We start from the raw sequence: 20,815 nt of genomic DNA on the forward strand, positions 1-20,815 counted from the left end.
CCACAGGTCCGTGTGGCGAGGGCGGCTTGGGGCGGGTGCGATGGCAGGCTCCTGCAGACGTTGGTGGACAGGCGCTGCGGGGCGCGCCGCCCACCCATCATCGGCGGCGCCGCGGCGGCCGTCGGTGGCCTGGCGCACCGAACCGGTGTGCCCCCCGGGGCGATTCAGGCCACCAGGCGCACCGGCCACTGGCGCTCTGGCCATTGGCGCACCGGCAATTGGAGCTCCGGCAGATGGCGCTCCGGCATCAGGCGGTCGTGTTCGTTGCGCACCACGCGGTAGCACTCGCAGGCCCGGTGCTCGAGGCCAGGGCGGTCGAGCACCTGGATGTGCCCGCGGGCGTACCGGATCAGGCCGTCGCGCTGCAGTTTCAATGCGGATTCGGTGACGCCCTCGCGGCGCACGCCCAGCAGGTTGGCGATCAGTTCGTGCGTCATCACCAGTTCGTTGCCGGACAGGCTGTCCAGGCTGAGCAGCAGCCAGCGGCACAGTTGCTGGTCGATCGTGTGGTGGCGGTTGCACACCGCCGTCTGCGCCATCTGCGTGATCAGCGCCTGCGTGTAGCGCAGCAGCAGGTGCTGCACCGGACCGGGGTGGTCGAACTCTTCCTTGATGAAAGGGCCCGGCAGCCGCCATCCTTCGCCGGCAATCTGCACCACGGCGCTGCTGGGTGTGGAGCCGCCGCCCATGAACAGCGGCACGCCGACCACGCCCTCGCGGCCGACGATGCCGATCTCGGTCGACGACCCCCGCTCGGTGACGTACAGCAAGGCCACCACCGCGGTGGTCGGGAAGACCACATGCGTCATGGCGATGCCTGACTCGTACATCACCATGCCCAATGGCATCGTGATGCGTTCGAGGCGCTGGCACCACCGGGCAACCACCTCCTGCGGCAGGGCGTTGATCAGCAGGTTGTCGGTGGGGCTGGATTGGGCGCGCATGAGATTCCCGAACGCCCGCGGTCCGGGCAGTTCGTTTGTAAGGCCTCAGGGCGAGCCTGTGATTGAGTGCCGCCAGTCACTGGGGTGTCTGTGGGTGCGCTGGCGAACAGACCGTGCGGCCCGGTCCATGCCAGCGCGTGCCACGGGCACGGTTTCAGCGCGGCCGTGGGCCGAGCATCTTGTGCGGATCGACCCAGGTGTCGAAGTCCTCGGCCGTCGCGGCCCCCTGGGACAGCGTGGCCTCGCGCAAGGTCAGGCCGTTCCGTTCGGCGTCCTGGGCGATGCGTGCCGCACGGTCGTAGCCGATGTGCGGCACCAGCGCGGTGACGAGCATCAGCGACTCGTCCAGCAGGCGTGCCACCCGGGTGGCGTCGACCTGCAGCCCGGCCACGCAATGGGTGGCGAAGCTGCGCATGGCATCGGCCAGCATCCGCTGGCTGTCCAGCGTGTCCAGTGCGATCAGCGGCTGGAAGGCGTTGAGCTCGAGCTGGCCCTGGCTGGCCGCGAAGCCGATGGTGGCGTCGTGGCCCATCACCTGGGCGCAGACCATCGTCAGCGCCTCCACCTGCGTCGGGTTCACCTTGCCGGGCATGATCGAGCTGCCGGGTTCGTTCTGCGGCAGCCGCAACTCGCCCAACCCGGCGCGCGGTCCGCTGCCCATCAGCCGGATGTCGCCAGCCACCTTGGCCAGGACCACGGCCAGCAAGCGCAGTTGACCGTGCCAGGCCACCAGCGATTCCTGCCCGGCCACGGCGGCGAACAGGTTCTCGGCCTGCACCAGCGGCAGTGCCAGGCGCTCGGCCAGGGCCTCGGCCACCCGCGCGCCGAACTCCGGGTGCGTGTTCAGCCCGGTGCCCACCGCGGTGCCGCCCAGGGCCAGGGCGTGCACACCGTGCAGGGCATGGCGAAGGTGTTGCCCGCAGGTGGCCAGTTGCGCGGCGTAGCCGCTGAACTCCTGGCCCAGCGTCAGCGGCGTGGCGTCCTGCAGGTGCGTGCGGCCGACCTTGACGATGCCCTCGAAGGCGGCGGCCCGGTCGGCCAGCGCGGTGTGCAGCACGGCCAGCGCCGGCAGCAGCTCGTCGCGGGCCTGCAGGGCAACGGCGATGTGCACGGCCGACGGGAACACGTCGTTGGTCGATTGGCCGAGGTTGACCTCGTCGTGGGCGTCGACCGGCCGCGCGGTGCCGACACTGCCGGCACTGCCGGTGGCGCTGTCCGCGCGGTCGGCGCCCGCCGGGAAGGCGCCCAGCGCATGCGAGGCCAGCCCGGCGATCACCTCGTTGACGTTCATGTGGCTCTGCGTGCCCGAGCCGGTCTGCCACGCCGACAGCGGAAAGGCCTCGTCGACCCGGCCCTCGGCCACCCACTGCGCGGCCTGGGCGATGGCCTCGGCGCGTGCGGGATCCAGCCCCTGCAGCTCGCGGTTGGCCCCAGCCGCGGCCCACTTGATCCAGGCGATGGCGTGCACCACCTCCAGCGGCATGCGCTGTGTGCCGATGGCGAAGAAGCGCAGGCTGCGCGCGGTCTGCGGGCCCCACAGCGCGTCGACTGGCACGTCGACGGCGCCGAAGCTGTCGACCTCGCGGCGGGTGGCGGTCATGGCCGGTTCAGCCGGCGGGCTTGCCGATCGATGCGGCCGGGTTCGACCGGCCGTCGACGGACGCCACGTCGAGCCCCCGGTCTGGCGATTCGAACACCTGCGACGCCGACGCAGCGGCAGCGGCCACCTCTTCGATGACGAAGCGGCCATAGCGTTGGGCGGACGCGGCATGGCACTGCTGCGCGACGCCGGCCACGGCCTCTGCGCTGGCGTCGTCGGCCGACTCCACGACCAGGAAGCCGCAGCCACGGGCGGCCTGCGTGCCGTGGGCCTCGACGAGGTTCAGGTCCTGCCCCATTGAGGCCAGCGGGCTGGCCGACAGCCGGTCAGCCTCGACCAGCGCGGTCATCTCCGCGGGTGAGTAGCGAACGATCGCATCGGCGGCAAAGCCCAGCGCGTGCAGCCGGTCGGTGGCCGCTTGAAGGTCGGGGCCCGGCTCGAAGGCGAGCACGGTGTGGCCCACGGGCTTGAACACGCCGAATGAGCGGGGCGGGTTGGTCTTGTCCATGGCAATCTCCTGGAGGTCGGGTGGCCGGTTCGGCCCGGTCTGCGGCAGCGTGGTCAGGCGACGGCGGGCTCGATGGGGTCCACCGTGCTCGACCCGTCGGTGTGGGCTACAGCCGATGCACCGCCAGCGCCTCGGTGCACCAGGCCTGGCTGCGGCCGCGCAGCACGGCCATCACCTCGGCCTGCTGACGGGCCGGCACGCCGTGCACGACCACCGCATGGCAGCCCTCGGCCAGGTGGCGCTGCACGTTGCGGTCGAACTGCACCGGCCGCATCGGCCGGCTGAAGAGCAGGTGCAGGCCGACACCCAGCAGGGCGCCCGACAGGGTGGCGCCGCCCAGCCACAGCAGGTGCATGGCCTGGTCGGTGTCGGTTTCCGCCACCAGCCACAGCAGGGTGCACATGCCCGCCAGCCAGGCGCCGACGCCGGCACACACGAGCCGGTCTGACCGCGACTGCGCATGCTCGGACGGCCAGCGGTCGGTCCAGCGCCACGAGACCCGGGCAAACCTGGTCCGTGACGCATCGGTCGGATCGAGCAACAGCGCCTGATTGGGCCGCAGGCCCTGGCGTTCGAACAGGTGGTCCAGCGTGTCGAGCGCCGCAGCCTGGCTCGAGAAGAAGCCGGCGGCACATTGCAGCACGTTGTCGTGGTGTTGTCCCGAGGCCAGGGCCGCCGTGGAGCGCGGCCAGTTCATGTCGGGCTGGAGAACTCGGGATCGAACTGTCGGCATGGGGTTGCTCCGTGGAGGTTCGGCCTGTGGCCGCAGAGGTCGCAGCAGCATTCCGGGCCGTCGGCCACACCGCCGGCGCGTGGGCCGAGCGTGCCAGCGGGGCCAGGCCGGGTCTGTTCTGTGCCGCACATTGGAACGCGCGGGGTCTGCGTCACAGCAGTTCGGCATAGGCCGACATGTCGGCCGCATAGCAGCTGCAGGCGGCCGACTCCAGCCCGGTGCGGTCGAGCACGATGAGCTCGCCGCGGTGGTAGCGGATCAGGCCCTGTCGTTGCAGCGCGCCTGCGGCCAGCGTGATGCCCACCCGGCGCACGCCCAGCATGTAGGCCAGGAACTCGTGGGTGACGTGGAAGCTGTCGCCATGGGCGCGGTCCTGGCTCATCAGCAGCCAACGGGCCAGGCGCGGCCCGATCATGTGGAAGCGCAGGCACCCCGCCGCCGTGGCCAGCTGCGCCATGCGCACGCTCAGGTAGTGGTGCAGCAGGCGCTGCAGCGGCGGGCTGCGCGCCAGTTCCAGGCGGAAGTCGGCCATCACGATGCGCCAGGCCGAGCCGCGCCCCTGCACCAGCGCGTGCAGCGGCGACGTGAGCATGCCCAGGGCCACCTGGGCGCCGAGCATGCCCTCGCGGCCGACCATGCCCACCTCGAGGCCGGGCTCGTGGTCGACGTGCGCCACCAGCGAGATGAAGCTGTCGACCGGGAAGTACACGTGCTCGGCCGGCGCGCCCGCCTCGCACAGCACCTCGGACAGCACCAGGTCGACCGGTTCGCTGACGGCCAGCAGCCTGCGGCGGTCGGTGGCCGGCAGCAGTTCGATCAGGTGGTTCTCGGCGGTGGCCGCCGAGCCGTTCGCGCCGCGTGGCGGGCCACGCCACGCGTTCGGCGCGCTGGGTCGTACGGGTGTCGAGGGCACAGTCATGGGGTCGTCCATGAAGCAGTCTGCGCAAGGCCCGGGCACGCTGGCTGTCTCCTGGCGCACACAACGCGGTGCATTTGCCGGCTCATGGCCTCAGCCGCGATCAGGTGGCCGGGCGATCGGGCAGCAGTCGGTCGTATTCCTTCTTCACGACCGCATAGCACTCGCAGGTGCGGGCCTCGAGTCCCGGGCGGTCGAGCACCGAGATGCGGCCGCGCGCGTAGCGGATGAGCCCGCTGTCCTGCAACTTCAGCGCCGCGGCGGTGACGCCTTCGCGGCGCACGCCCAGCATGTTCGAGATGAGCTCCTGCGTCATCGCCAGTTCGCTGCCGGGCAGGCGGTCGAGGCTCAGCAGCAGCCAGCGGCACAGTTGCTGGTCGAGCGTGTGGTGGCGGTTGCACACCGCCGTCTGCGCCATCTGCGTGATCAGCGCCTGCGTGTAGCGCAGCAGCAGGTGCATCACCGGGCCGGCAAGGTCGAACTCCTGCTTCATCATCGGTGCGCGCAGCCGGTAACCCTCGCCGGCGCTTTGCACCACGGCCCGGCTGGGGGTGGTGTCGCCCCCCATGAACAGCGAGATGCCGATGATGCCCTCGTTGCCCACCACGGCGATCTCGGCCGAGGCGCCGTTCTCCATCACGTACAGCAAGGACACGATCGCGGTGGTGGGGAAGTAGACATGGTGCTGGGCCGTGCCCGATTCGTAGATCACCTGGCCCAGCGGCATGGCCACCCATTCGAGATGGGGCATCCAGCGATCGAACTCGGCGGGAGGCAGGGCGGCGAGCAGTTGGTTGCGCTGCGGGGCACTCTGGACTGGGGGGTTGGCCAACGAGATCCTCCGCGGCTGGCGTCTGGGCGCCGGGAAATGGGCGTGGCGGCGCGCCGAGACCCACCGACCGCGCCGTCCAGGTCGATCTTAGGCAGGCGCGCCTGGCCTGTATGTTCGGCAACGCACACAAGGCCGGCACGCCGATTCGGCGCACGGTGCCGATGTAGGACGGCTCCCACAGGCGTTGAAGCCCACGTCCGATCGACGCGCAGCGTGCCCAGCCCCAGGATCAAGGTCTTGCCTTGCCCCCCCGCCTGTCGTTGCGGTGCCGCGAAGCCCCACACGATGGAGATCCCCATGACCCCACACCTTTCGCCAGGTTGGCGCCTGCTGCGCACCGCGACACCGTTGATGGCCGGCCTGTTGCTGCTGGCCGCCTGCGCCAGCACGCCGCCGCCCGCCGAGCAACTGGCCGTCGGCCGCGCTGCCGTCGAGCGCGCTGGGGGGCCGGCATCGGCCGAGGCGCCTTTGGAGCTGGCCGCGGCGCGCGACAAGATCTCCCGCGCCAACACCGCCTTCGCCGCCAAGGACTACGTGCTCGCCCGCCAGGTGGCCGAGCAGGCCGAGGCCGACGCCACGCTCGCCGAGGCGCAGGCCCGGTCGGTGCGCGCCAGCCGCGCGCTGACCGAAGTGCGCGAAGGCATCCGCCAGTTGCGCGAAGGCACGGCCCGCCCATGAACACGACCCCGGAGATGCACACCATGACACGCCCACTCGCCAGCGGCACGCTGATCACCACCCTGCTGGCTGCTGCGGTGCTGGCCGCCTGCTCCAGCCCGGCCATGGCACCGCCCGGGCTGGTCGAGGCACGCGGCACCGTGCGCCAGGCCCAGCAGGACAGCGCCGTGGGCACCCATGCGCCGCTCGAACTGAAGCGCGCCACCGACACCCTGGCCCGCGCCGACGGCCTGCTGGCCTCCGGCGAGTCCACCATCGAGGTGAACAGCGTGGCCTACGTGGCCAACCAGCAGGCCCGCACCGCGATGGCCATCGCCCAGGCCAAGACCAGTGACGTGGCCATCGCCGGCGCCGAGGTCGAACGCGAGCGGGCCCGCGCCGACCGCCGCACCGTGGAGGCCGATCGCGCCAAGGCGCAGGCGGCCACGTCGCAGGCGCAAGCGGCCTCGTCGCAGGCGCAGACCCGTGTCGCCCAGGCCCAGGTCGGTGCCGCAGTGGCCCAGGCCGGCGTGGCGCGTCAGGAAGCCGCCGCCTCGGCCGAGCGCGCCGGCACGGCAGAGCGCCGCGGCGCCATCGCCGAAGCCGATGCCATCGTCGCGCAGCAGCAGGCCAACCAACTGCAGCAGCGCCTGACCGAACTGCAGGCCAAATCCACCGAGCGGGGCCAGCTGGTGACGCTGGGCGACGTGCTCTTCGAGACCAACCGGGCCAACATCAAGCCCGCGGCCCAGGGCTCGCTGCGCAAGCTGGCCGACTTCCTGGCGCAGTACCCCGAGCGCCGCGTGCTGATCGAGGGCCACACCGACAACGTCGGTTCGGCCAGCGCCAACGAAGGCCTGTCGCGCCGCCGCGCCGACGCGGTCGACCAGATGCTGATCGGCCTGGGCGTGTCGTCCCAGCGCGTGTCGACGGTGGGCTACGGCGAGAGCTACCCGGTGACCGACAACTCCAGCGACACCAACCGCGCGATGAACCGCCGCGTCGAGGTCTACATCGCCGAGAACGACCAGCCCGTGCGTGCACGACGCTGATCCACCTGCCGCTCGTCGGCCTGCCGTCCGGTCGAGCCCAGCTCGCCGGGCGAACCGGCCCACGGCGTTGAACCGAAAGGCTGGCCCGTCGGAAGAGCCAGCCGCTGCACCTGCCGTCGACCCCGACGGCCTTTCCCCCCGAAGCCCCAAGGAGCCACACCATGCAAACTCGTTTCAGCCTGCCCGCCCTCGTCATCGCCACCGTCCTGCTGGGCACCGCTGGTTGCGCGGTCACGCGCGGCCAGGAATCGGTCGGCGCCTACGTCGACGACTCGGCCATCACCACCGCCGTGAAGGCGCGCTTCGTCGAGAACAAGCTGGTCGATGCGGCCAGCATCAGCGTCGAGACGATGAAGGGCACCGTGATGCTGTCCGGCTTCGCGAAGAGCACCACCGAGAAGTCCACCGCCGAGACGCTGACCTGGAAGGTGGACGGCGTGAAGGCGGTCAAGAACGAGATCGCCGTCCGGCCGTGATCGTCGGCGCCGTTCGCCCGGTGAGCCCTCGCGCACCTGTCTGAACCCCAGCGCACGCGAACACCGCCCCGGTGGCCCCTTCGGCACCGGGGCGGTGGTGTGTCCGCAGAGGGCCGCCCGGCGACGCCGTGGGGCTCAGCGCTCGGGCAGGGCCAGCAGTTGCCGCATCACGTACGGCAGGATGCCGCCGTGCTGCAGATAGTCCAGTTCGATGGGCGTCTCGACCCGCAGCCGCAGCGGGATGCCGAAGCGCTGGCCGTCGCGGCGATGCACGTCGAGCGTCAGCATCTGGCGCGCGTGCAGGGTGCCGTCGATGCCAAGGAGGTCGAAGGTCTCGTCGCCGACGATCCCGAAGGATTCGACACTGTTGCCGTCCTCGAACTGCAGCGGCAGCAGGCCCATGCCGACGAGGTTGAAGCGGTGGATGCGCTCGAAGCTGCGCGCCACCACCGCCCGCACGCCCAGCAGGCGCGGGCCCTTGGCGGCCCAGTCGCGGCTGGAGCCACTGCCGTAGTCGTGGCCGGCGAACACCAGTGTGGGCGTGCCTCGGCGCTGGTAATGCAGGGCCGCCGCATGGATCGACAGCACCGCGCCGCCCGGCTGCAGCGTGGTCAGGCCGCCCTCCACCGGCGCGCCGTCGGCCATCGGCGGCACCATGCGGTTGCGCAGGCTCGGGTTGGCGAACGTGCCGCGCACCATCACCTCGTGGTGGCCGCGGCGGGCGCCGTAGCTGTTGAAGTCGGCCTCGGCCACGCCCTGGGCCAGCAGGTACTGGCCGGCCGGGGTGTCGGCGGCGATGCGACCGGCCGGGCTGATGTGGTCGGTGGTCACCGAATCGCCCAGGATCGCCAGCGCTTGCGCCGAGCGGATGTCCTGCAGCCCCGGCGGCGTGGTGCCGAAGCCGTCGAAGAAGGGCGGTTCGGCGATGTAGGTCGAGGCCGGCCAGCCGTTGACCAGCCCGCCCTCGGCGACGATGGCGTTCCAGCGCGGGTTGCTCTGCGCCACGCCGTCGTACAGCGCGCGGTAGGTGGCCGGGTCGGTGGCGGCCGGCAGGGCCTCGGTGATCTCGCGGTCGTCGGGCCACAGGTCCTTCAGCCACACCGGCTGGCCGTCGCGGCCGGTGCCCAGCGGCTCGCGGGTCAGGTCGATGTCGATGCGGCCGGCGATGGCGAAGGCCACCACCAGCGGCGGGCTCATCAACAGGTTGGCGCCCAGCGCCGGGTGGATGCGCGATTCGAAGTTGCGGTTGCCCGACAGCACCGCGGCGCACACCAGGCCGTGCTCTTCGATGGCCGCCTCCAGATCGGCGGGCAGCGGCCCCGAGTTGCCGATGCAGGTGGTGCAGCCATAGCCCACCAGGCCGAAGCCCAGCGCCTGAAGGTCGTCCAGCAGCCCGGCGCGCGACAGGTAGTCGGTGACCACCCGCGAGCCGGGTGCGAGCGAGGTCTTGACGCGCGGGGACACCTTCAGCCCGCGCGCCACCGCCCGCCGTGCCAGCAGGCCGGCGGCCAGCATCACCCCGGGGTTGGAGGTGTTGGTGCAGGAGGTGATGGCGGCGATCAGCACGTCGCCGTGGCCGATGTCGGCGGCCGTGGCGGGGCCGTCGGCGCCTGCCCGCACGGCATGGCGACGGCTCAGCCCGGCCGGTTCGCGGCCATAGCCGCCGTCGACCACCGGCTGGGTGAACAGCTGCTCGAAGCGCCGGCCCAGGTCGGGCAGGTCGATGCGGTCCTGGGGCCGCTTGGGCCCGGCCACCGCGGGGTGGACCGTCTCCAGATCGAACGCCAGCACCTCGCTGTAGTCGATGTCGCCGGGACGGGGCATGCCGAACAGGCCCTGCGCTCGGAAATAGCGCTCAAAGTCATCGACCTCGTCGCTGCTGCGGCCGGTGGCGGCCAGGTAGTCCACGGTGCGGGCATCGACCGGGAAGTAGCCCATGGTGGCGCCGTACTCCGGCGCCATGTTGGCCACGGTGGCGCGGTCGGCCACGCCCAGCGAGGCCGCGCCGCCGCCGAAGAACTCGACGAACTTGCCCACCACGTTGGCCTGGCGCAGGCGCTCGGTCAGGCGCAGCACCAGGTCGGTGGCGGTGGCGCCCGCGGGCAGCCGGCCGTGCAGGTGCACGCCCACCACGTCGGGCTCGAGCAGCACGATCGGCTGGCCGAGCATGCCGGCCTCGGCCTCGATGCCGCCCACGCCCCAGCCCACCACGCCCAGGCCGTTGATCATCGTGGTGTGCGAATCGGTGCCCACCAGCGTGTCGGGGAAGGTGAGGCCGTCGCGGTGCAGCACGCCACGGGCCAGGTATTCGAGGTTCACCTGGTGCACGATGCCGACGCCCGGCGGCACCACGCGGAACGAGCGGAACGCCTGCATGCCCCACTTGATGAAGCGGTAGCGCTCGGCGTTGCGGTGAAACTCGAGCCGCATGTTCAGGTCCAGCGCGTCGGGCACGCGGGCGTGGTCCACCTGCACCGAGTGGTCGACCACCAGGTCCACCGGCACCAGCGGTTCGACGATGCGCGGGTCGCGGCCGTGCCGCTGCGCTACGCCGCGCATCGCGGCCAGGTCGCACAGCAGTGGCACGCCGGTGAAATCCTGCAGCACGATGCGCGCCACGACGAAGGGGATCTCGCGGGTGCGCGCGGCCTGCGGCTGCCAGGCCGCCAGCGCGCGGACGTGGTCGGCGGTGACGCGGCGGCCATCGCAGTGCCGCAGCAGCGATTCGAGCATGATGCGGATCGACACCGGCAGCCGCGCGATGCGGCCGAGCCCCGCGCGCTCGAGCGCGGCCAGCGAGTGGAAGCGGGTCTGGCGGTCCCGCGCCAGCGACAGCGCCTGCAGGGTGCCGAAGGGGTCGGAGGCGTCCACGCTCATGGCGGCGAGGCTGCGCCCCGCCGCTGGGGCGGTGCGATCAGGGGCAGGGCGGCCATGCCGGGCATCATGCTGTGGAAGGCATGCCCGAGGCGCTGGCGCTTCGCGTGGTACATGGCGGCGTCTGCGCTGTGCAGCAGCGTTTCAAAGCTGAGCCCGTCCTGCGGGTACAGCGCGATGCCCACGCTGGGGCTCACGCGCAGCGTGGTGGCGCCGATGCGGCAGGGCGCCGAGACCGCGTCGATCAGCTTGCGCGCGATGGCCGACACCTGGGCGTCCCCCTGCACGTCGTGCACGAGGCAGACGAACTCGTCGCCGCCGTGCCGGCAGACCGCGTCGTCGGCCCGCACCGCATGCGCGAGTCGTCTGCCGATCACCTGCAGCAGCGCGTCGCCGGTGGCGTGTCCGTGGCGGTCGTTGACCGTCTTGAAACCGTCGAGGTCGATGAACAGCAGGCCGAAGGCTGGGACGTTCGCGTCCGGCCCGGTGTCGCGGCCAGGGGCCCGGCCGGTGAGGAACCGGCGCGTGGTCTGCTCGAACGCACTGCGATTGGGCAGGCCGGTGAGCGCATCATGGTGCGCGTCGTGCTGGGCATGCCGGGCGCGGGCGCGCGCGTCGTGCAGCGACCGGCGGGTCAGGGCCAGTTGCTGCCTCAGCCGTTCCAGTTCGTCTTCCAGCCGCCCTCTCGAGTGGACGGCCTGTTCGAGCAGGGTCTTCAACACGTGGAGGGGGTCGTCGACCGGCAAGGCCTTGCCCGAGAGGGCCAAGGCCTGGCGGTGCGGTTCTGCGGCGCTGGAGAGTGCGAGCATGGTGCTGGGGTGGGCCTTTGCTGGAGGGCAGTCTGGTCTCTGGTGGTGGCACGGTCTGTGCGTCAGCGTACCCCGGGTTCAATCTCCTTGATGGCGCCGAGCGCGCATACTGTGCACATGATTCGTACTCGATTTGCCACCCGCGGAACGCGCACCATCAACGTGCGTTTTCGTCCTGTCGTGCACCGCGTTGTGGCCTCGGTGGTCACGCCATGATCCGCATCCAGCTGCAGATCGACCTGACCTACGAGGTGGATGCCCACGGCGCCGATTTCGTCTTCAACGTGCACGCCGCGCACACCCCCAACCAGCGGGTGATGGACGAGCGGCTGTGGCTGAGCCAGACGCTGCCCACGCAGGTGCACCTCGACCCCCACACCGGCAACCGCCACCTGCGCCTGCGGGCGATGCCCGGCCCGCTGAAGCTGTCGTACTCGGCCACCATCGACCTGATGCACCACCGGGCCGACCCCGTGTCGATCGCCGAGGTGCCGGTGCACAACCTGCCGTTCGAGGCGCTGGAGTACATCTATCCCAGCCGCTACTGCCAGTCAGACCGCCTGGGCAAGCTGGCCATCGGCGAGTTCGGCGCGCTGTGGCAGGGCTACAGCCGGGTGGTGGCGATCCGCGACTGGGTGCGCCAGCGCGTGGCCTTCACGTCCAACAGCTCCAACGGCACCACCTCGGCCGTGGACACGGTGATCGAGCGCGTGGGCGTGTGCCGCGACTTCGCGCACCTGATGATCGCGCTGTGCCGCGCCGTCAACATCCCGGCGCGCTTTGCCACGGGCACCGACTACGGCGCCGACCCGGCGCTCGGCCCACCCGACTTCCACGCGTACGTAGAAGCTTATGTGGGCGGCCGCTGGTACCTGTTCGATCCTTCGGGCACCGCCATCCCGATGGGCCTGGTGCGCTTCGGCACCGGGCGCGACGCCGCCGACGTGGCCTTCGCCACCATCTTCGGCGGCGTGCGGGCGCAGGCGCCGGTGATCCGCGCGGTGGCCGTCGAGGACCCGGCGCGCGACATGGTGCTGCCCTTCCACACGCTCGAAGCGCTGTCCACCGACAGCGGCGTGGTCGGTCGGGCCTGAGCGAAGGCGACCCCGGGCACTAGAGCGCTCGGGCTGTCGGGCGATTTCCCTTTGCCTGCCTCTCCCGGGCCTCCCTCGCCGTTCTCCGGACCTTCCGCCGGCGGGCGACCGCGAGGCGGCTGGCGCGTTCCTGATACGTCCGTTTGCGCGGCCGTGCCGACTGCATTGCAACCAACGGTCACATTCGAAAGCCTTGGCGTGCTGTCGTGAATTAACGCACGTCCGGAACGACACTCCGCCCATGCCATGCGGCAAACCACTTGAAGGGGGGGTTGTCATGAAGCGCAGAACCATGTTGTTCGCCGGGTGTGGCAGCGCCGCTCTGGGGGGCTTTGGCCCGGTGTGGGCGGCCCCGTCGGGCAGCGCGCCGAGGGTGGTGCGATTCGGCCAGTCCGCCTCGCTCACCGGCGCGCAGGCCGCCTACGGCAAGGACGTGCAGGCCGGCATCGGCGCCGCGCTGGCCGCGGCCTCGGTGGCCGATGCGGCGCAAGGCGTGCGCTATGAGCTTCACACGCTCGACGACGGCGGCGTGCGCAACAACTGCTTGCGCAATGTCAGGGCGCTGGTGGACACCGGGGTGCTGTCGCTGATCGGACTGACCAGCGGCGCCGGTGCCGAGGCCTGCCTGCCCGTGGTCGAAGGCGCGCAGGTGCCGTTGCTGGGCACCGCCAGCGGCAACATGGGCATTCGCTCGTCGAAGGTGAGCAGCGCTTTCCACGTCCGCGCCGGCTACGACGAGGAGTACCGGCGCATGGTCGCCTACATCCGCGACGTCGGCATGCGCCGCGTCGGCGTCGTCTACCTGGGCGACACCTCGCGGGCCAACCTCGATGCGATGACCCAGGCGCTGGGGGCGCAGTCGATCGTGCCCGAGGTGTCGCTGGCCATCGATCGCAACGCGGCGTCGTTCGACGTGGAGGTGGCGTCGCTGCTGGCCGCACGGCTCGACATCGTGCTGTTCACGGCCAATGCCTCGCCGGTGGCCAAGATCATCGACGGCATGCGCAAGGCGCACTTCGCCGGCCTGTTCTACGCGTCGTCGTTTGCCGGGCAAGACCTGATCGACACGCTCACCGCGCGGGGGCAGAGCTGCGTGATGAGCGTGGTCGTGCCGCGCCCCACGTCGCAGAAGGTCAGCGTGGTGGCGCAATGCCAGCGCGACCTGGTGTTGCTGGGCAGCACCGCGCGGGTGGGCATCACCACGCTCGAGGGCTACATCGCGGGTCGGGTGGCGGTGGACGCCGCCCGCGCCGCGATGCGCTCCGGCACGCTGAGCCGAGACCGCATGAAGGAGGCGCTGGCCGGCCTGCGCACCGACCTGGGGGGCTATCCGGTGTCGTTCGCGGGTGGACCGCAGGGTTCACGTTTTGTCGAGCTGTTGGCGCTCGACCGCTATGGCCGCCTGATCGGCTGAGGAGACCGTTCCATGTTGCGCAGAACCCTCGTGCAGGGCGGTGTGGCGGTGGTGGCCTGTGCCGCCATCGACCCGGCCGCCTGGGCGCAGACCCCGGCGCAGACCCCGGCGCAGTCGCCAGTGGTCCGCTTCGGCCAGTCGGCCTCGCTCACCGGCGGCCAGGCCGTCTACGGCAAGGACGTGCGGGACGGGCTGCAGGCGGCCTTCCGCGCGGCCAACCGTGCCGATGGCAAGGGCCCGCAGGTCGAGCTGGTGACGCTGGACGACGGCGGCGACAAGGAGCGTTGCAAGGCCAATGCCGCCAAGCTCATCGAATCGGGCGTCACTGCGTTGGTGGGCCTGACCAGCGGCGCGGGTGCCGAGGCCTGCCTGCCGCTGGTGGAATCCCAGCGCGTGGTGCTGCTGGGCACGGCCAGCGGCAACATGGGCATCCGCAACGAGAAGCTCACCATGGCCTACCACGTGCGGCCGGGCTACGACGTGGAATACCGGCGCCTCGTCGGCTACGTCCGCACCTTCGGCATGAAGCGCGTGGGCCTGGTCATGCTCGAGGACACCTCGTCTGCCAACCAGCAGGCGATGACCGCCGCGCTGATGGCGGCGAACCTCGAACCCACGGTGACCGTGCGGCTGAACCGCAACGCCAAGGGATTCGAGGGCCCGGTGAAGAGCCTGCTCGACGCCAAGCTCGATTGCGTGGTGTTCAGCACCAATGCCCAGCCGGTGACGTCCATCGTGGCGGGCATGGCCGCGGGCGGCTACCTCGGCTTCTACTTCGCGTCGTCGTTCGCCGGCCAGACCCTGATCGACGACATGGCCGACAAGGGCCACAGCATCATCATGAGCCACGTGGTGCCGCGCCCCAACGCGCTGGCCAACAGCGTGGTCAAGCAGTACCGCGACGACCTGGCCGCGCTGGGCACCGGTGTGCGGCCGGGCTTCACCAGCCTCGAGGGCTACATCGTCGGCCGCGTCGCGGTCGAGGCGGCGCGCGCCAGCGCCAAGGGCGGTGTCGCCAGCCGATCCCGCTTCCGCGACGCGCTGGCCGAGCTGAACGTCGATTTCGGCGGCTATCGCACCCACTTCACCTCCACCAGCGTGCTGGGCTCGAGGTTCGTCGACGTGGTCGCCATCGACCGCAACGGCAAGATCATCGGTTGATCCGACGGGCGCGAGTTTCCGCCCCCACCGCACTGCAGTAACCGGCCCGGCAGCTCGCTTCGCGAGCCGCCGGCTGTCCCTGACTTGCGCTCGAAGGAGCAATGACACCATGAATGCACGCCTTTCCCTCCGGACCGCCGGGCTGGCCTGTGGTCTGGCCACCCTGCTGGCCGCTTCACCGTCGGCCGTCTGGTCGCAGGATGCCAACACCACCGCGCGCACCGAGCGCGCCGCCGCGCGCCTGGCCGGCGCCCTGGCGCGCCTGTGCCCGGTGGCCGAGCCTGGCGATCAGGCCGCCTTCGACGCCTGCCGCCGATCGCTCTACCGCGACGTGCAGGTGCGCCGGCACCTGAACGACTTCGTGCTGTGGGGCCGGCAGAAAGACCCGTCGTTGAGCCTGAAGGACAGCACGCTCACGCAGTTCGGCCCCGACGTGCTGATGGGCATGTACGTGCCGCTGTTCATGTTCAACGGGCGCTACACCGTGGGCATGCCCGACGCCGAAGGGCTGGTGCAGATCCGCCTGCAGACGGCCTTCCGCAACCGGCTGGCACCGGGGCAGTTCCCGTACCCGTTCTGGCACGACGCCGACAAGTGGGGCACCTACGAGAAGGCCAACCAGGTGATCCTGTACTGGGACACGAAGGCCGAGCGGGTGAAGGTGGCCCAGTTCACGCCGTTCGGCAGCAATCCCCCCATCGTTGCGCTGCAAAGCGTGAGCCACCCGGCCTTCGACGGCCAGTGGCGATGGACCGACGCGCAAGGCCGCGTGCAGCCGGTGGTCACCGTGTTCGACGGGCTGATGGACCCGGCCAACCCGCACCTGGGCGAGCTCGATTCGACCTACAAGCGGCTGGCCCTGAAGCTGCGCGACAACCAGTGCCTGGATTGCCACGTGCCGAACAATCCCGATCGCTCGAAGCGCCTGGTGCTGCTGCAGACGCCGATGCACGCCGCCGCGGAGATCAAGCGCCTGATGGAATCGGTGCGCAAGGACCGCATGCCGCGCGACGACGCCGGCATCGAACAGCCGCTCGACGCGCACGACAAGTCGGCCCTGCTGGAAGAGGGTGTTGCCTTCGAGCGCGTGCTCGAACAGGCTCGGCAATGGGAGGCCGGGCGCATGGCCACCGCTCCGATGCCGGCGCTGCCGCACCTGCAGGCGGCGCGGCCGACCCGCTGAGGCGCGACCGACTCGCGTCGGCCGCAGGCTGTCGGGCAACCCGGCGGCCGGGCGACGTGCTCACACCAGCACGGACTGCACCGGCCGCCGGGTCGACATCGGCATGGCGGGCCCGCGGCCGAAACGCAGCACCAGGTCCGGTCGCAGCGGGCCCACGCCCAGCCATGATGCGAACTGCGGCCGCAGCGCCGCCACCTCGACCGGCGGGTTGACGAAGGCATTGCGGATGCCCAGCGCGGTGGCCTGCAGCGCGAAGCGCTCATAGGCCCGCCCGGCCTCGATCCAGTGGGCCTTGTCGTCGACGTCGGACACCACCACGGCGATGCCCGCCGAGCTGCGGATTTCCCTCGCTGCGCGATCGTTCTCCGACCGCGGCGTGTAGAACAGGTCCATGGCGCGGCGGCCCAGCCAGCGCGGCATGGTCGGTTTGCCCGAGGTCGCGACGAACAGCCCATCACCGGTGCTCACCGCCTCGTGGTCACCGAAGCGCATCCAGGCGGTCAGTTCCTCGAGGTAGGCGGGGTCGGTCAGCTGGATCGAGTTGCCGGCCGTCACGTACTGCAGCACGCGCTCCATCGAGTTGCGTTCGGTGATCAGCAGCGTGCGCACGCCAGGTCCGCTGCCTGCGAGTTCGAGCAGGCGCAGTTCCTCGGCCGACACGGGCTGGCCGTCGTAATCGCTGCGCGTGCATTGCCGCTCGGCGATGGCATGGAACAGCGGCGTCAGCCGCGCCCGCACCCGTTCCAGGCCCACGGCCACGGCGCCGTCCCCGGTGCCGTCGAATCGCGCCTCGGCTTTCCAGCCGCTGGCCCAGGCGGCCTGCACCAGGTTCTCGGTGGCGCAACCCAGCGAGACGAAGAGGTGGTGGTCGTCCGGATCGACCACGGGGCAGCGGCGCGTGAGGTCGGCTTCGATGCGGAGGGCCCGGTCCAGAAGGCGGAACTTCCAGCACTGCGAGTTGTGGCTGGACGGCGCCAACGCGGCGTAGCCGACCAGTTCGCGCATCAACGACGGGCGGTCTTCCGGGTTGCGGCTCTCGGGGTGTCGGGCACGTCGTGCCGCGGCTTCGGGGGTCGTCTCGGACGAACAGGCCAGCAGGCCCGGTGCCAGGGCCGCCAGTGCGGCGGCACCGAGCAAGTTGCTTCTGCGGAGGGTCATGTCGGGCCTCGATAGGGGCGTTGTGGCGGCGGGGCGCTCCGAGCACTTCACAGGAGCCGCCCCTGGCGGGTCGGCCCTGCGCCGGACCTGCCGCGAGCGTAGTGCCGCGGGTGCCGGATTTCTGTGCGCAAGCGCACCAACGGCAGGCACCGAGGCGACGACGCGGCGCCGCTGGCCAGCGGGCCCGGCCCGGCCGTCGCTCAAGAATCCCCGCGAACTGGCCGTCCTGCTGCAGCAGTCGCAGTCGACCAATGAGCGCCTGGGTCTGACCGGCATGCTGCTGCACGCCGATGGCCGCTTCTTTCAGGTGCTGGAAGGCCCGACCGACCTGGTCGCCCGGCGCTTTCCGGCGGTGTGGTATCCCGACATGGGGGCCGGCACCGGCGCGTGATCAGGCCGCGCCGGCCATCGGATGGCCGACGAGCCGGCGATCGAACAGCGCCATGCACTTCGCCACGAGCGCGAGGTCGAGTTCGGCGACGCGCTGCTGCAGTGCCATCCACTCCGGCGTGTCGGTGGGCTGCGACGTGCGGGCGCTCCACCAATAGGCGAGCAGCAGCATGGCCTGCCCCATGTCGAGACCGAGCGCACACACATGGAGCACGGCAGAGTGGGCGTCGGGGTGGATCTTGTCCACGCTGCTCGAGTACCTGGACAGTTCGGCCACCGTGTCCCCGCGCGCCAGTCGGTCCACCCATTGCGACACCGTCGTCTTCGCGAAGGTCGACTTGTCGACGCGGGCGATGCGCACACGCGCCGGGGTCCCGTCGCTCGGCTGACCGAGGGCTCGGTCGGCAGCGCCCCTGGGCGTGCGGCTCACGTTCATCATCGCGCGGAGGGGGACTGCGTCGATCGGACCAAACGCTTCAGCGAACGGCGCCGCTGCGGTCGACGTGCCGCCCCAGCCCGCTGCCAGCATCGAAGGCACGCGGTGCATCACCGCGGCCTGGCGCACCCGCTCGGCGTCGGCGCGCCGGTGCGCCAGGACGCAGGTGGTGCGCGGGGTCAGCAACTGGTAGTCGAGCGCCAGTTGCAGCGCCGCCGCGGCGCCCTGGTCGAGATCGGCCAGGCGCAGCGATGCCGCGATGCGCGGCAGGCGGTCGCCGGCACAAGGGGCGTCGGCCTCGGCCCGCGCCAGCACGACCGAATCGCCGCCGGAGTGCCTGGCCAGCCACCGGATGTCGCGGTGGTGCGGCGCCTGCGTGAACCCGGCCATGGCGATGAGCGTGTCGCCCCCGAACACGCCGCCCCGCACGCGGCTTTCCCACACCGGCCTGCGGCCCCAGTACACGTGCGTGTCCTCCCAGCGCGGCTGGCGCATGCGGAAGAGCATGCGCTGCGCGGCGGCCTCCAGAGTTTCGCCGGGCGTGGCGAACTCGCAGGCGCCACCGGTGGCTTCGGCCAGTGAGCGCAGCACGGGCTCGGCCGGCGACGACCCGACGCCGATGACGAACACACGGTGCCCGCTGCGGCTGGCGAAATCGACCATGGCGTCGACCTGCCAGACCTCGCCGTCGGTGAGCAGCAGCACATCTGCACCATTCACCGCGGGCCCGAGGGGCAGCGCCACCACGTCGCGCAAGGCGGCCTCCATCTGCGTGCCGCCCAGGTCGGCCTGCATCCCGTCGATCGTCGGCCGCAGCAGCCGCACGGTGCGCGGTGACGCGTCGACGAGGGACTGCGTGTGCTCGACGCGGCTGCCGAAACGGCTGAGGCTGAACCGGTCACGCTCGGTGAGGCCTTGCAGCACGCCGTGCAGCGCGGCCCGCGCCGACGCGATGCTGTCGCCGGCCATCGAGCCCGAGCAGTCCACCAGCAGCTTCAGCGCGATGCGGTCGCGTGGCGCCGACGGGGCCGCCTGCAGCGCCACCATCGCCACCACCGGCGCCTCGGGCGACACCGCGTCGTGCGACAACACCAGCAGCGAGGGGCGCGCCTCCTTCGGGGTCACCCGCAGCACCACGTCACGGTCCATCGACGCGCCGGGGGCGAGGTCCACGCGCAGCTCGCCGTCCGCCACGCTCACCTGCACGCGGTGCGTGGGGCAGTCCACCGTCGCGCCCGCCAGGGCCTGGCCGAGCGTGACCGACAGCGCCAGCGGGTACTCGGCCTCCAGGCTGTCGACCGGCACCTGCTGCGGCTGCAGCCCAGCCTGCTGCGCGTGGCCGAAGCGCGGGGCGATGGTGGTGGGCACGGCCACGCGCAGCTGGCCTTGGTCGAAGGCCAGCACCTGCGCGTAGCGCACCTCGAGCACGATCTCGTCGCCGGGCTTCAGGTTGCCGATGTTGGCCGTGTGCAGGCCGCTGATCTGGGATTCGAGCAGCACCGGGGCGTCGCCCTCCTGCAGCGCCTGCTCGTACTGCCGCTCGCCCTCGCGGCGGGCCACCACCTGGCCCTCCAGCCGCCGACCGTTGAGTTTGGACGCGAAGCCCAGCAGCACCGCCTGGTGCGGCAGCGGGAAGGTGTACACCACCTCCAGCACCTCGGGGCCGGGGTTGCGGTAGGTCTGGCGCACCGTCAACTCGAACAGCACGGCGTCGAGCCGGCCGTTGGCCGTGACCGAGCGCAGCACCGGCTGTGCGGCACCGGTCTGGCCCGTGCCGCTGCGGCTGGCCAATGCAAACCGGGGACTCTCATCCTTCATCGTCGTTCTCCCTGAGCCATGGTGATTCGCCCGATGCGTCGCTGGCCGACGCCGGGGCGTTGGGGGCCGCGCGCACCTGTCGGTACAGCGCGGTGATGCCGCGCACCAGGGCGCGCAGCTGTTCGGGTGACAGGCCGGCGCGGCCGGGTTCGAGGTGCACTTCCAGCCCGTCGGCCACCGTGACACGGCTCCACACCTGCACCGAGCCCGGCGCGGCGGCACGGGGCGGTGGGTCTTCAGGCGCGCCGGCCACGAGTTCGCGCACGCGGTCGAGGCTGAGCCCGGCGTCCGTCCAGCGGCGCACCAGCAGTAGTTGCTCGAGGTGGCGACGGCCGTAGTGGGCCCCGCGCTTCTCGCCCAGCGGGCGGTCGAGCAGGCCCTCGGCGATGTAGAAGCGCACCGTGCGCGGCGTCACCCCGGCCAGCGATGCCAGGGCATCGATGCTGAGCTTCTCGGGCGCGCCGGGTGCGGCGTCCGGGGTCGACGGGTCGTTGGCAGGGGTTCGCGAAGGCATGCCGAAGTATGAGACAGTCAATAAAGACAGTCAACTGTCGTAAAGCAGCCGGGCAGCACCGATGCGGTGCCTCGCCTGCACATCGCCGGGGGATGCTGCGGTGCGTGGCGCCATGGTGGTGCCGGCCGGCCGCTGCGCTGGCTTATGCTTGCCGACGGCACGCCGCTTGCGTCGACGCCCCGTCGGCCGCCGGCCTGGCCCCCGAATTCACCTCCGCCGCAAAGGAAAACCCCCCATGACCCACCC

19 protein-coding genes are annotated in these 20,815 nt (G+C 71.3%); 8 read left to right on the forward strand and 11 right to left on the reverse strand.

Features of this window, described 5'->3' with window-relative positions:
* Window positions 1–164 precede the first annotated feature (164 nt).
* The 6 genes from EOINJALH_RS00985 to EOINJALH_RS01010 all read right to left on the reverse strand — a co-directional run bounded on the left by EOINJALH_RS00985 (window position 165) and on the right by EOINJALH_RS01010 (window position 5,533).
* Window positions 165–944: a Crp/Fnr family transcriptional regulator gene (locus EOINJALH_RS00985; protein WP_088278444.1), complete on the reverse strand. Its 780-nt coding sequence runs from the start codon at window positions 942–944 to the stop codon at window positions 165–167.
* A gap of 154 nt (window positions 945–1,098) precedes the next feature.
* Window positions 1,099–2,544, reverse strand: a complete 1,446-nt coding sequence (locus EOINJALH_RS00990) for a lyase family protein (protein ID WP_088278445.1) — start codon at window positions 2,542–2,544, stop codon at window positions 1,099–1,101.
* Window positions 2,545–2,551: 7 nt separating this feature from the next.
* Complete coding sequence (locus tag EOINJALH_RS00995) at window positions 2,552–3,052, reverse strand: hypothetical protein (RefSeq protein WP_088278446.1); 501 nt, start codon at window positions 3,050–3,052, stop codon at window positions 2,552–2,554.
* Between the two features lie 106 nt (window positions 3,053–3,158).
* Window positions 3,159–3,749 (reverse strand): hypothetical protein, encoded by a 591-nt coding sequence (locus EOINJALH_RS01000; RefSeq protein WP_088278447.1) that lies wholly within the window; start codon window positions 3,747–3,749, stop codon window positions 3,159–3,161.
* A 187-nt stretch (window positions 3,750–3,936) separates the two neighbouring features.
* Window positions 3,937–4,704: a Crp/Fnr family transcriptional regulator gene (locus EOINJALH_RS01005; protein ID WP_088278464.1), complete on the reverse strand. Its 768-nt coding sequence runs from the start codon at window positions 4,702–4,704 to the stop codon at window positions 3,937–3,939.
* 100 nt (window positions 4,705–4,804) lie between these two features.
* Window positions 4,805–5,533 (reverse strand): Crp/Fnr family transcriptional regulator, encoded by a 729-nt coding sequence (locus EOINJALH_RS01010; RefSeq protein ID WP_234413593.1) that lies wholly within the window; start codon window positions 5,531–5,533, stop codon window positions 4,805–4,807.
* Between the two features lie 297 nt (window positions 5,534–5,830).
* On the opposite strand from EOINJALH_RS01010, the gene EOINJALH_RS01015 reads away from it, so the two are divergent.
* The 3 genes from EOINJALH_RS01015 to EOINJALH_RS01025 all read left to right on the forward strand — a co-directional run bounded on the left by EOINJALH_RS01015 (window position 5,831) and on the right by EOINJALH_RS01025 (window position 7,718).
* Window positions 5,831–6,211 (forward strand): DUF4398 domain-containing protein, encoded by a 381-nt coding sequence (locus EOINJALH_RS01015; RefSeq protein WP_234413594.1) that lies wholly within the window; start codon window positions 5,831–5,833, stop codon window positions 6,209–6,211.
* Window positions 6,212–6,234: 23 nt separating this feature from the next.
* Window positions 6,235–7,242 (forward strand): OmpA family protein, encoded by a 1,008-nt coding sequence (locus EOINJALH_RS01020; RefSeq protein WP_234413595.1) that lies wholly within the window; start codon window positions 6,235–6,237, stop codon window positions 7,240–7,242.
* 161 nt (window positions 7,243–7,403) lie between these two features.
* Window positions 7,404–7,718 carry a BON domain-containing protein gene (locus EOINJALH_RS01025; protein ID WP_088278450.1) on the forward strand — a complete coding sequence of 105 codons (315 nt, stop codon included), beginning with the start codon at window positions 7,404–7,406 and terminating at the stop codon, window positions 7,716–7,718.
* Window positions 7,719–7,853: 135 nt separating this feature from the next.
* Here the strand turns inward: EOINJALH_RS01025 and acnA are convergent, their stop codons facing one another.
* Window positions 7,854–10,595: an aconitate hydratase AcnA gene (acnA, locus tag EOINJALH_RS01030; RefSeq protein ID WP_088278451.1), complete on the reverse strand. Its 2,742-nt coding sequence runs from the start codon at window positions 10,593–10,595 to the stop codon at window positions 7,854–7,856.
* Entirely contained in the window at window positions 10,592–11,401 is an 810-nt protein-coding gene (locus EOINJALH_RS01035; RefSeq protein WP_088278452.1) for a GGDEF domain-containing protein, read from the reverse strand. Before EOINJALH_RS01035 ends, acnA begins: the two co-directional genes overlap by 4 nt.
* A 212-nt stretch (window positions 11,402–11,613) precedes the next feature.
* On the opposite strand from EOINJALH_RS01035, the gene EOINJALH_RS01040 reads away from it, so the two are divergent.
* From EOINJALH_RS01040 to EOINJALH_RS01055, 4 genes are all read left to right on the forward strand, one after another.
* Window positions 11,614–12,495: a transglutaminase family protein gene (locus EOINJALH_RS01040; protein WP_088278453.1), complete on the forward strand. Its 882-nt coding sequence runs from the start codon at window positions 11,614–11,616 to the stop codon at window positions 12,493–12,495.
* A gap of 277 nt (window positions 12,496–12,772) precedes the next feature.
* Window positions 12,773–13,909, forward strand: coding sequence for an ABC transporter substrate-binding protein (locus tag EOINJALH_RS01045; RefSeq protein ID WP_158219605.1), 1,137 nt, complete (start codon window positions 12,773–12,775; stop codon window positions 13,907–13,909).
* Window positions 13,910–13,921: 12 nt separating this feature from the next.
* Window positions 13,922–15,070 carry an ABC transporter substrate-binding protein gene (locus tag EOINJALH_RS01050; protein ID WP_088278455.1) on the forward strand — a complete coding sequence of 383 codons (1,149 nt, stop codon included), beginning with the start codon at window positions 13,922–13,924 and terminating at the stop codon, window positions 15,068–15,070.
* 109 nt (window positions 15,071–15,179) lie between these two features.
* Window positions 15,180–16,253, forward strand: coding sequence for a hypothetical protein (locus EOINJALH_RS01055; protein WP_088278456.1), 1,074 nt, complete (start codon window positions 15,180–15,182; stop codon window positions 16,251–16,253).
* A 60-nt stretch (window positions 16,254–16,313) separates the two neighbouring features.
* Here the strand turns inward: EOINJALH_RS01055 and EOINJALH_RS01060 are convergent, their stop codons facing one another.
* Window positions 16,314–17,411: an Acg family FMN-binding oxidoreductase gene (locus EOINJALH_RS01060; protein WP_088278457.1), complete on the reverse strand. Its 1,098-nt coding sequence runs from the start codon at window positions 17,409–17,411 to the stop codon at window positions 16,314–16,316.
* Between EOINJALH_RS01060 and EOINJALH_RS01065 the strand changes: the two genes are divergently transcribed.
* A complete protein-coding gene (locus EOINJALH_RS01065) occupies window positions 17,410–17,802 on the forward strand; it encodes a BLUF domain-containing protein (protein ID WP_088278458.1) in 393 nt (130 codons plus the stop codon). The genes EOINJALH_RS01060 and EOINJALH_RS01065 overlap by 2 nt on opposite strands.
* On the opposite strand, the gene EOINJALH_RS01070 is transcribed toward EOINJALH_RS01065, so the two are convergent.
* Together EOINJALH_RS01070 and EOINJALH_RS01075 are read right to left on the reverse strand one after the other, a co-directional pair.
* Window positions 17,803–20,055 (reverse strand): VIT domain-containing protein, encoded by a 2,253-nt coding sequence (locus tag EOINJALH_RS01070; RefSeq protein WP_088278459.1) that lies wholly within the window; start codon window positions 20,053–20,055, stop codon window positions 17,803–17,805.
* Entirely contained in the window at window positions 20,045–20,569 is a 525-nt protein-coding gene (locus EOINJALH_RS01075; RefSeq protein ID WP_088278460.1) for a helix-turn-helix domain-containing protein, read from the reverse strand. The genes EOINJALH_RS01070 and EOINJALH_RS01075 overlap by 11 nt, the downstream gene beginning before the upstream one ends.
* Between the last annotated feature and the right edge of the window lie 246 nt (window positions 20,570–20,815).

Source organism: Ideonella sp. A 288, assembly GCF_002198735.1.
Lineage (GTDB): Bacteria > Pseudomonadota > Gammaproteobacteria > Burkholderiales > Burkholderiaceae_C > Pseudaquabacterium.